Genomic DNA, 11,860 nt, shown 5'->3' with positions numbered 1-11,860 from the left:
ATTCAGCAAAAATACTCACAATACTCCGAATATAAGCCGAACAAAAATAACAATTCGGATGCATTAAACAAGTTTCCCTTATGGTATTAACAAAAATTTATTAAGTGTTAAAAACAAAGAAGAATACGAAAAAGAAGTATAATAAAACAAATACTACATACTGGCTTGTGTTTTTACAACTATATATTTTTCAAATGGCATATATAAATAGTACTTTTGCAAACTATTGAAATAAAAATATGAGCTTTTTAGAAGAAATACAAAGAAGACGAACCTTTGGGATTATCTCACATCCCGATGCAGGAAAGACAACATTAACAGAAAAATTACTTCTCTTTGGAGGGGCAATCCAAGAAGCTGGAGCTGTAAAAAGTAATAAAATCAAAAAAGGGGCTACGAGCGATTTTATGGAAATTGAGCGTCAGAGAGGAATTTCCGTTTCGACCTCTGTACTTGCATTTAATTATAAAGACAAAAAAATAAATATCCTTGATACACCTGGACACAAGGATTTTGCCGAAGATACATTTAGAACATTAACAGCTGTTGACAGTGTTATTGTAGTCATTGACGTTGCCAAAGGAGTCGAAGAACAAACCGAGAAACTGGTAGCGGTTTGTAGAATGCGAAACATTCCGATGATTGTTTTCATTAACAAATTAGACCGCGAAGGGAATGACGCTTTTGACTTAATGGACGAAGTTGAACAAAAACTCGGATTAACTGTTACCCCGTTAAGTTTCCCTATTGGTATGGGATATGATTTTCAAGGAATTTACAACCTTTGGGAGCAAAACATTAATTTATTTAGTGGTGATAGCCGTAAAAATATTGAAGAAACTATTGCTTTCTCTGATATTCAAAATCCTGAATTAGAAAAAATTATTGGTCAAAAGCCAGCTGATCGTTTACGAGAAGAAATTGAATTAATAGATGAAGTTTATCCAAAATTCAACAGACAAGACTACTTAGACGGAAAATTACAACCTGTGTTTTTTGGATCTGCATTAAATAATTTTGGAGTTAGAGAACTCTTAGATTGTTTCATAAATATTGCCCCTGCTCCAAGACCAAAAGATTCAGAAACCAGATTAGTCGATCCAACTGAAGAAAAAATGTCGGGTTTTGTTTTTAAAATCCATGCTAATATGGATCCAAAGCATAGAGATCGATTAGCCTTTATCAAAATTGTCTCTGGAACTTTTGAACGCAACAAACCGTATTACCACGTTCGTCAAAAGAAAAACCTTAAATTCTCTAGTCCGAATGCTTTTTTTGCTGAAAAAAAAGAAATTGTAGATATTTCATATCCTGGAGACATTGTAGGATTACATGATACTGGTAATTTTAAAATTGGTGATACATTGACTGAAGGGGAAATCATGAGTTTTAAAGGAATTCCAAGTTTTTCACCAGAGCATTTTAGATACATTAACAATGCTGATCCGATGAAAGCCAAACAACTTGACAAAGGAGTCGATCAATTAATGGATGAAGGTGTTGCTCAATTATTTACTTTAGAAATTAACAACCGAAAAATTATCGGAACTGTCGGAGCTTTACAATACGAGGTTATCCAGTATCGTTTAGAACATGAATATGGTGCAAAATGTACATATGAAAACTTCCCTGTTTACAAGGCTTGTTGGGTAAAACCTGATGACCCTAAGAATGAAGAATTCAAAGAATTCAAACGTATCAAACAAAAGTTTTTGGCAAAAGATAAATACAATCAACTTGTTTTCTTAGCCGACTCTGACTTTACAATTCAAATGACTCAAAACAAATACCCAAGTGTGAAATTATTTTTCACTTCTGAATTTGATTAAGTTACCAAAACAAAAAAGCGCCAATTTTGAATTGGCGCTTTCCATATAAATTAAATTCAACCTTATTATTTCCTTGTTAAGAAGTCATACTATTTAATGTTCTTTTCAAAAGTGTTTTAACTAATAAATGATTAGGTCTTCTTCCTGATGTCATTAAACTTTTTTTAGAAAAAATCACTTCATCAACAGCGGTCTTCTCAAAATTCTCTTTAGTCCCCATAAACCATAATATAAAATTCACATTAGAATCTACTTTAGATTCTAAAACTGTCTCGGGCTTCCTAATGTCACTATTAGAACCATGAATCATTAACACATCTTCACTTGGCTCCTCAAGACTTACACTTTGCGAAAAAACTACAGTATTATTAAAAAAAACAAATAAAATAATGAATAGAAAAAAAAATCTAGTATTATTTTGTTTCATTCCAAAAAAAAATTCTGTCACCATCTTGTTTTTTTTATTTAAAAGAGGTGCGAAAATATAAGTATGGCACGCCGTTAAAAAAAATAATCGACCAAATACCAAAATAATCGACAAAATACATTATTCACACATGCTTAACGGAAAAATAATATTTAAAATAAAGAACAAAAAAAAACTCCTTTTTGGAGTTTTTTTTTGTTCTTTATTATGCTTATGCTTGCCCTGTTGGACCAAAATTTAAAGGAATCGGGACTTGCTCACCTTCTTTTATTTCACCATGAGCTAATTCGAAACGATGAACATTCTCTCCAAGTGCTTTAAGCAATCTTTTAGCATGTTGCGGAGTCAAAACAATTCTTGATTTCACTTTTGCCTTTGGAACTCCAGGCATAATACATACAAAATCTAATACAAATTCAGATGAAGAATGATTAATTATAGCCAAGTTAGAATAAATTCCTTCCGCTATTTTTTCATCTAATTCGATATTAATCTGTTCTTGTTGTTGGTTAGAATTGCTCATAAAAAGTTGAATTTTTCAACACTCTCTCTCCGTATTTACAGAGAGAGAATATTGAAGAAAGAATTAATAAATATACTCTTCTTTATTTGCCATCATATCATTATAGTCTTCTCTAGAACCTACAATTGCATTATCATATTCTCTCATACCAGTTCCAGCAGGGATTCTATGACCAACAATTACATTTTCTTTTAATCCTTCTAATAAATCAACTTTACCTGCAACTGCAGCTTCGTTTAATACTTTTGTTGTTTCTTGGAAAGAAGCAGCAGAAATAAATGACTTAGTTTGAAGAGAAGCTCTAGTAATACCTTGTAGTACAGGAGTTGCAGTAGCCGTAATTACATCACGAGCCACAACAAGATTTTTATCTGTACGTTTTAGCAATGAATTTTCATCACGTAATTGACGAGGAGTTATAATTTGACCTGCTTTTAACACAGATGAATCTCCAGCATCTTCAACCACTTTCATACCGTACAATTTATCATTTTCATAGATAAAATCTTTGGTATGAATCAATTGATCTTCTAAGAATAATGTATCTCCTGGATCTTCAACTTGTACTTTACGCATCATTTGACGAATTACAACCTCAAAGTGCTTGTCATTAATTTTTACCCCTTGAAGACGATACACTTCTTGAATTTCATTCACTAAGTATTGTTGTACAGCAGATGGACCTTGAATTCTTAAGATATCATCTGGAGTGATCGCTCCATCAGATAGTGGTGAACCAGCTCTTACGAAGTCATTTTCTTGAACTAAGATTTGGCTTGATAATTTAACCAAGTATTTTCTAACATCACCAAATTTAGATTCAATGATAATTTCTCGGTTACCTCTTTTAATCTTTCCAAACGTTACAACACCATCAATCTCAGAAACTACAGCTGGATTTGAAGGATTACGAGCTTCTAACAACTCTGTAATTCTTGGTAAACCTCCTGTAATATCCCCAGATTTAGAAGAACGACGAGGAATCTTAACTAAAACTTTACCAGCTTTAATTTTTTCACCGTTTTCAACCATCAAGTGTGCTCCAACTGGTAAGTTGTAAGAACGAATCAACTCTCCTTCTTTACCGTAAACCAATAAAGTTGGAATTAATTTTTTGTTTCTTGCTTCAGAAATTACTTTTTCTTGGAAACCTGTTTGCTCATCAATTTCAACCATGAACGTTTGTCCTTGTTCTAAATCTTCATAAGCAATTTTACCAGTAAATTCAGAAACAATAACCCCGTTATATGGATCCCATTTACAAATTACTGTTCCTTTTGCAACTGAGTCTCCATCATTTACAAATATACTAGATCCGTAAGGAATGTTATGCGTACTTAATAGAATACCTGTTTTTTCATCAATTAATTTAAGTTCAGTAGAACGAGAAACTACAATATCAACTGAATTTCCTTCACCATCTTCACCTTTTACAGTTTTCAAATCTTCGATTTCTAATTTACCTGCAAAACGAGTAATAATGCTAGAGTCTTCAGAAATACCTCCTGCAACCCCTCCAACGTGGAAAGTACGTAATGTCAACTGTGTACCTGGCTCTCCAATTGACTGTGCAGCAATTACACCAACAGCCTCTCCTCTTTGAGTCATTTTACCAGTAGCTAAGTTTCTACCGTAACATTTAGCACAAATTCCTTTAGTAGCTTCGCAAACCAATGGCGAGCGCACTTCAACTTTCTCTACTGGAGAAGCTTCAATACCTTTTACCAATGCTTCTGTGATTTGTTCACCAGCGTGAACTAAAATCTCGCTTGTTAAAGGATTAATCACATCTTGCAATGCAACACGTCCTAAAATTCTCTCTCCTAATGTCTCAACAATTTCTTCGTTTTTCTTCAATGCAGAAACTTCAATACCTCTAAGAGTACCACAATCTTCAACATTAACAATAACATCTTGAGAAACGTCATGTAATCTTCTTGTCAAGTATCCAGCGTCGGCCGTTTTAAGAGCCGTATCCGCAAGACCTTTACGAGCACCGTGAGTAGAAATAAAGTACTCAAGGATAGAAAGACCTTCTTTAAAGTTAGAAAGAATTGGGTTTTCAATAATCTCACCACCACCTGCTGTAGATTTTTTAGGCTTAGCCATCAAACCACGCATACCAGTTAACTGACGAATTTGCTCCTTAGATCCACGCGCTCCAGAGTCAAGCATCATATACACAGAGTTGAAACCTTGTTGGTCTTCTCTAATGTTTTTCATTGCTAATTCTGTTAATTGAGCATTTGCAGAAGTCCATACGTCAATAACTTGGTTGTAACGTTCGTTATTGGTAATAAGTCCCATGTTATAATTAGCAGAAATACCTTCAACTTGCTCTCTAGCATCTGCAATTAATTTTGGTTTTTGATCTGGTATTCTAATATCACCAAGAGAGAATGACAATCCTCCTTTAAATGCAAATTTATAACCCATATCTTTCATATTGTCCAAGAAAGCCGCTGTAGTAGGTACATCAGTCGAACTTAATACGTGACCGATAATATCTCTTAAGTTTTTCTTAGTCAATACATCATTGATATATCCAGCTGCTTCAGGAACTACTTCATTAAACAATACACGTCCAGCAGTAGTTTGGATAATTTGATACACTAATTCACCATTTTCATTAAAATCTTTTGCTCTGATTTTTACACGAGCATTCAATTCTAATCTTCCTTCATTTAGTGCAATATTTACTTCTTCAGCAGAATAGAAAGTAATTCCTTCTCCTAAAATAGTTTTCTCAGGTGTTGACAAACGTTCTTTGGTCATATAATAAAGACCCAAAACCATGTCTTGAGAAGGTACTGTAATAGGTGCACCATTTGCAGGATTCAAGATATTGTGAGAAGCCAACATCAATAATTGAGCTTCCAAAATAGCTTCAGGTCCTAATGGCAAGTGAACTGCCATCTGGTCACCATCGAAATCCGCATTAAACGCCGTACACACTAATGGGTGCAATTGAATCGCTTTACCTTCAATCAATTTTGGTTGGAAAGCTTGAATACCTAATCTGTGCAAAGTAGGAGCACGGTTCAATAGTACTGGATGTCCTTTGATTACATTTTCAAGAATATCCCATACAACAGGCTCTTTCTTATCTATTATTTTTTTAGCAGATTTAACTGTTTTTACAATACCTCTTTCTATCAATTTACGGATAACGAAAGGTTTGTATAATTCAGCTGCCATATCTTTTGGCAATCCACATTCAAACAATTTCAACTCAGGGCCAACAACAATTACCGAACGAGCAGAATAATCCACACGTTTTCCAAGTAAGTTTTGACGGAAACGTCCTTGTTTACCTTTAAGCGAATCAGATAATGATTTCAAAGGTCTGTTAGATTCTGTTTTTACAGCAGAGGCTTTACGAGTATTATCGAAAAGCGAATCTACTGACTCTTGCAACATACGTTTCTCATTTCTTAAGATTACTTCAGGAGCTTTAATCTCGATCAATCTTTTCAAACGATTGTTACGAATGATTACACGACGGTATAAATCATTCAAATCCGAAGTTGCAAAACGTCCACCATCAAGTGGCACAAGAGGACGCAATTCTGGTGGGATAACTGGAATCACTTTCATGATCATCCACTCAGGACGATTCTCTCTGTTTAACGTAGACTCACGGAAAGATTCTACAACTTGTAATCTCTTTAACGCTTCAGTTTTACGTTGTTTCGATGTTTCGTTGTTAGCTTTGTGTCTTAAATCATATGACAATTCATCAAGATCAATACGAGCCAACAAATCCATAATACACTCTGCTCCCATTTTGGCAACAAATTTATTAGGATCATAATCATCTAAATATTGGTTATCAGCTGGAAGAGTATCTAAAATATTCAAATATTCTTCTTCAGTTAAGAAATCTAATCTTTCGATTGATTCACCATCAGCATTTTTAGCTATACCTGGTTGAATTACGACATATCTTTCGTAGTAGATAATCATATCTAATTTCTTAGATGGAAGTCCAAGAATATAGCCAATTTTGTTAGGAAGAGAACGGAAATACCAAATATGAGCGATAGGCACAACAAGATTGATGTGACCTACTCTATCTCTACGCACTTTCTTTTCAGTAACTTCTACACCACAACGATCACAAATGATTCCTTTGTAACGTATTCTTTTGTATTTACCACAAGCACATTCAAAATCTTTAACTGGACCAAAGATCCTTTCACAAAAAAGACCATCACGTTCTGGCTTGTGAGTTCTGTAGTTAATAGTCTCAGGTTTCAACACCTCTCCTCTTGATTCTTTCAAGATAGATTCTGGAGACGCTAATCCTATTGATATTTTATCAAATCTTTTTACAAGATTTTTTTCCTTATTGTTTCTATTGTTCATCATAGTTTTTACTATTGATTTATTTGCAATTAAAAATTGATTTTGTACAGAGACACCTTTTTTTCGGTATCCCTCACCTCGAATTACTTCTCTAAACTTCAAATCCTTTTTGAAGTGCTAATTATTGACCCCTTGGGTGAATAAAAAATCGGAACGGTTTACGGGTATAAATCCTAAAAACTCTTTAAAAAAAGTGTTCAGTATTCAGAATTTAACATTCAGTTTATCACTGATTACTAAATATCTGAACACTGAATACTAAAATATTATTCTTCTAAACGAAGGTCAAGTCCGAGACCTTTCAACTCATGCATTAATACATTGAAAGATTCTGGCAATCCTGGTTCTGGCATAGATTCACCTTTTACGATAGCCTCGTAAGATTTAGCTCTACCAATAACATCATCAGACTTAACAGTCAAGATTTCACGTAATGTACTTGATGCTCCATAAGCTTCAAGTGCCCAAACCTCCATCTCTCCAAAACGTTGACCTCCAAATTGAGCTTTACCTCCAAGTGGTTGTTGCGTAATCAACGAGTATGGTCCGATCGAACGTGCGTGCATCTTATCATCAACCATATGTCCTAATTTCAACATATAGATAACTCCAACTGTTGCTGCTTGGTGGAAACGCTCTCCAGTACCTCCATCGTAAAGATGAGTATGTCCAAAACGTGGCACCCCAGCTTCATCAGTTAAAGCATTGATTTCATCAAGAGAAGCACCGTCAAAAATTGGAGTAGCAAATTTTCTACCCAAATTCATACCAGCCCAACCTAATACTGTTTCGTAAATCTGACCGATGTTCATACGTGAAGGTACCCCAAGTGGGTTCAATACGATATCAACAGGTGTTCCGTCTTCCAAGAAAGGCATATCTTCATGACGAACAATACGAGCAACAATACCTTTGTTTCCGTGACGTCCCGCCATTTTATCCCCAACTTTCAACTTACGTTTTTTGGCAATGTAAACTTTAGCCAATTTCAATATACCAGATGGCAATTCATCCCCAACAGTAATTGTAAATTTCTCTCTACGTAAAGCTCCTTGTAAATCGTTCAATTTAATTTTATAGTTATGAATCAAATCATTAACCATTGTATTAGTTGCATCATCAGCAACCCATTGACCTTTACTTAAGTGAGCGAAATCTTCAACTGCATAAAGCATTTTTTGGGTGTATTTTTTACCTTTTGGAAGAACTTCTTCACCCAAATCATTCATTACACCTTGAGAAGTTTTTCCGTTTACAATATTGAAAAGTTTCTCAATCAATCTATCTTTAAGCTCAACAAATTTCACTTCGAACTCCATTTCAAGTGCTCCTAAAGCATCTTTATCCTGAGTACGTTTACGTTTGTCTTTTACAGCTCTTGCAAATAATTTTTTATCTAAAACTACACCATGTAATGATGGAGAAGCTTTTAATGAAGCGTCTTTCACATCACCAGCTTTATCCCCGAAGATAGCTCTTAACAATTTCTCTTCTGGTGTTGGATCAGATTCTCCTTTTGGAGTAATTTTTCCGATCAAAATATCACCAGGCTTAACCTCGGCACCAATTCTAATCATTCCGTTTTCATCTAAGTCTTTGGTAGCCTCTTCAGAAACATTCGGAATATCATTCGTTAATTCTTCGTTACCTAATTTAGTATCTCTAACTTCTAATGAATAATCATCTACGTGGATAGAAGTAAAGATATCATCACGAACAACTTTTTCAGAAATCACTATCGCATCCTCGAAGTTATACCCTTTCCATGGCATGAAGGCAACTTTAAGGTTTCTACCTAAAGCTAATTCTCCATTTTGAGTAGCATATCCTTCAGAAAGTACTTGTCCAGGAACAACTCTATCCCCTTTTCTTACGATTGGTTTAAGATTGATACTGGTTCCTTGGTTGGTTTTTCTAAATTTAATTAAGTTATATGTTTTCTCATCAGCATCAAAACTTACCATTCTTTCTTCTTCAGAACGATCGTATTTGATAGTAATAATATTTGCATCAACATATTCTACAACTCCATGTCCTTCAGCATTAATCAATACTCTAGAATCTGAAGCTACTTGACGCTCTAAACCAGTACCTACAATTGGAGCTTCAGGACGTATCAATGGTACAGCCTGACGCATCATGTTAGATCCCATCAATGCACGGTTCGCATCATCATGCTCTAAGAAAGGAATCAAAGAAGCCGAAATAGAAGCAATTTGATTTGGAGCAACGTCCGTATAATCAACTTGAGACGGGTCAATTACAGGGAAATCCCCTTCTTGACGTGCAATTACGTTTTCGGCAGTAATCTCTCCTGAAGCTTCCATTTTAATGTTAGCTTGTGCAATCAACATTCCTTCTTCCTCTTCAGCACTCAAGTAGATAGGAGTAGATTCTAAATCAACAACACCATTTGTTACTTTACGGTAAGGTGTTTCGATGAATCCCATTCCATTTACTTTCGCATAAACACCAAGAGAAGAAATCAAACCAATGTTTGGTCCCTCAGGAGTTTCAATTGGACATAAACGCCCATAGTGCGTGTAGTGAACGTCACGTACCTCGAATCCAGCTCTTTCTCTCGAAAGTCCACCTGGTCCAAGTGCAGAAAGTCTTCTTTTGTGCGTAATCTCTGCTAATGGATTCGTTTGATCCATAAATTGAGATAACTGATTTGTTCCAAAGAAAGAATTGATAACTGATGATAATGTTTTAGCATTGATCAAATCAATTGGTGTAAACACCTCGTTATCTCTAACGTTCATTCTCTCACGAATAGTTCTAGCCATACGAGCCAAACCAACACCGAATTGTTGAGACAATTGCTCTCCAACTGTTCTAACACGACGGTTAGATAAGTGATCAATATCATCAATCTCTGCTTTAGAGTTAATTAATTCGATCAAATATTTTACGATAGTAATGATATCTTCTTTGGTAAGCACTTGCTTTTCCATAGGAGTATCAAGACCAAGTTTTTTGTTAATTCTATAACGACCAACTTCACCTAAGTTATAACGTTGATCAGAGAAAAATAATTTATCTATAATACCACGAGCAGTTTCTTCATCAGGCGGTTCTGCGTTACGCAACTGTCTGTAGATATGCTCAACAGCTTCTTTTTCTGAGTTTGTTGGATCTTTTTGTAATGTATTGTGGATGATAGAATAATCAACTGCATTATTATCTTCCTTATGTAACAAAATAGATTTTACATTAGAATCGATGATTTCTTCAACATTATCTTTATCGATAATTGTATCTCTATCAAGAATAATTTCGTTACGCTCGATAGAAACAACTTCTCCAGTATCTTCGTCAACGAAATCTTCGTGCCAAGTGTTCAATACACGAGCAGCTAATTTTCTACCAATATATTTTTTTAATCCTGTTTTAGAAACTTTAATTTCTTCGGCAAGGTCGAAAATTTCAAGAATATCTTTATCTCTTTCGAATCCAATAGCACGGAATAAAGTTGTCACTGGTAATTTCTTCTTTCTATCGATATATGCGTACATAACGCTGTTAATATCTGTAGAAAATTCTATCCAAGAACCTTTAAAAGGGATTACTCTGGCAGAATATAATTTAGTTCCATTTGCATGGAATGATTGTCCAAAGAAAACACCTGGAGAACGGTGCAATTGTGATACCACAACTCGCTCTGCTCCGTTGATTACAAAAGTACCACTTGGTGTCATGTAAGGAATTGTACCAAGATAAACATCTTGTACAATAGTTTCAAAATCTTCGTGTTCCGGATCTGTACAATATAGCTTTAATCTAGCTTTTAAAGGCACACTATAAGTAAGACCTCTCTCTATACATTCTTGAATGGTGTAACGTGGTGGATCTACAAAGTAGTCTAGGAATTCCAATACAAAGTTATTTCTTGTATCTGTAATTGGAAAATTTTCCATGAAGGTATTGTATAATCCTTCGTCGCCCCTTTCGTCAGATTTAGTTTCTAATTGAAAAAAATCTTTAAACGATTTTACCTGAACATCTAGAAAATCTGGATACTGAGGTATATTTTTTGTAGAGGCAAAATTCAATCTTTCAGTCTGATTTGTTATCATCAATGAACAAAATTTTGATTAAAAAAAGTAGTTTTTTGTGTAAAAACACGGTTTAATTATACTTTTCTTTTATAATCTATACATCTTTAAAAATCAACAAGGCGTTCATTTTCTTTCTTCGTATCGATTAAAAACTTTTTCGTATTTTAAACTATTTTATAATAAAACTTGATATATTTTATTATACGAAAAATGGTTTAGACCCTTGGACACTTTTGTCCAAGGTCTAAACCTAGATCTAAACTGGTATTTTGTTATTTTAACTCAACAACAGCTCCAGCCTCTTCTAAAGATTTTTTAAGACCTTCAGCCTCTTCTTTAGAAACACCTTCTTTAACAGTACTTGGAGCTCCGTCAACTACATCTTTAGCTTCTTTCAAACCTAAACCTGTAAGTTCTTTTACTAATTTAACAACAGCTAATTTAGAAGCACCAGCCTCTTTCAATACAACTGTAAATTCTGTTTGAGCCTCTTCAGCAGCACCTTCTCCACCACCAGCAGCAACTACAACAGCTGCAGCAGCTGGTTCGATACCGTACTCATCTTTTAATATTGTTGCTAATTCGTTAACTTCTTTTACTGTTAAATTAACTAATTGCTCTGCGAATTGTTTCAAATCTGCCATTTTTTCTA

General features: G+C 34.6%; 6 protein-coding genes. 1 reads left to right on the top strand and 5 read right to left on the bottom strand.

What is annotated here, in order from left to right; genetic code table 11:
• Nucleotides 1–239: 239 nt before the first annotated feature.
• Nucleotides 240–1,829, top strand: coding sequence for a peptide chain release factor 3 (locus tag ABEB18_RS07100; protein ID WP_348798506.1), 1,590 nt, complete (start codon nt 240–242; stop codon nt 1,827–1,829).
• A gap of 76 nt (nt 1,830–1,905) precedes the next feature.
• On the opposite strand, the gene ABEB18_RS07095 is transcribed toward ABEB18_RS07100, so the two are convergent.
• From ABEB18_RS07095 to rplL, 5 genes are all read right to left on the bottom strand, one after another.
• Nucleotides 1,906–2,280 carry a hypothetical protein gene (locus ABEB18_RS07095; protein ID WP_348798505.1) on the bottom strand — a complete coding sequence of 125 codons (375 nt, stop codon included), beginning with the start codon at nt 2,278–2,280 and terminating at the stop codon, nt 1,906–1,908.
• Between the two features lie 187 nt (nt 2,281–2,467).
• Nucleotides 2,468–2,779, bottom strand: a complete 312-nt coding sequence (locus ABEB18_RS07090; protein ID WP_348798503.1) for a DUF3467 domain-containing protein — start codon at nt 2,777–2,779, stop codon at nt 2,468–2,470.
• Nucleotides 2,780–2,842: 63 nt separating this feature from the next.
• Nucleotides 2,843–7,150 carry a DNA-directed RNA polymerase subunit beta' gene (gene rpoC, locus ABEB18_RS07085; protein ID WP_348798501.1) on the bottom strand — a complete coding sequence of 1,436 codons (4,308 nt, stop codon included), beginning with the start codon at nt 7,148–7,150 and terminating at the stop codon, nt 2,843–2,845.
• Nucleotides 7,151–7,413: 263 nt separating this feature from the next.
• Entirely contained in the window at nt 7,414–11,226 is a 3,813-nt protein-coding gene (gene rpoB, locus ABEB18_RS07080) for a DNA-directed RNA polymerase subunit beta (RefSeq protein ID WP_348798500.1), read from the bottom strand.
• Nucleotides 11,227–11,480: 254 nt separating this feature from the next.
• Nucleotides 11,481–11,852 (bottom strand): 50S ribosomal protein L7/L12, encoded by a 372-nt coding sequence (rplL, locus tag ABEB18_RS07075; RefSeq protein ID WP_025572412.1) that lies wholly within the window; start codon nt 11,850–11,852, stop codon nt 11,481–11,483.
• Nucleotides 11,853–11,860: the final 8 nt, after the last annotated feature.

Source organism: Flavobacterium adhaerens (assembly GCF_040045115.1).
Classification (GTDB): Bacteria; Bacteroidota; Bacteroidia; order Flavobacteriales; family Flavobacteriaceae; genus Flavobacterium; species Flavobacterium adhaerens.
The sequence above is the reverse complement of the archived record's forward strand: the minus strand, read 5'-3'. Positions and strand labels throughout refer to the sequence as shown.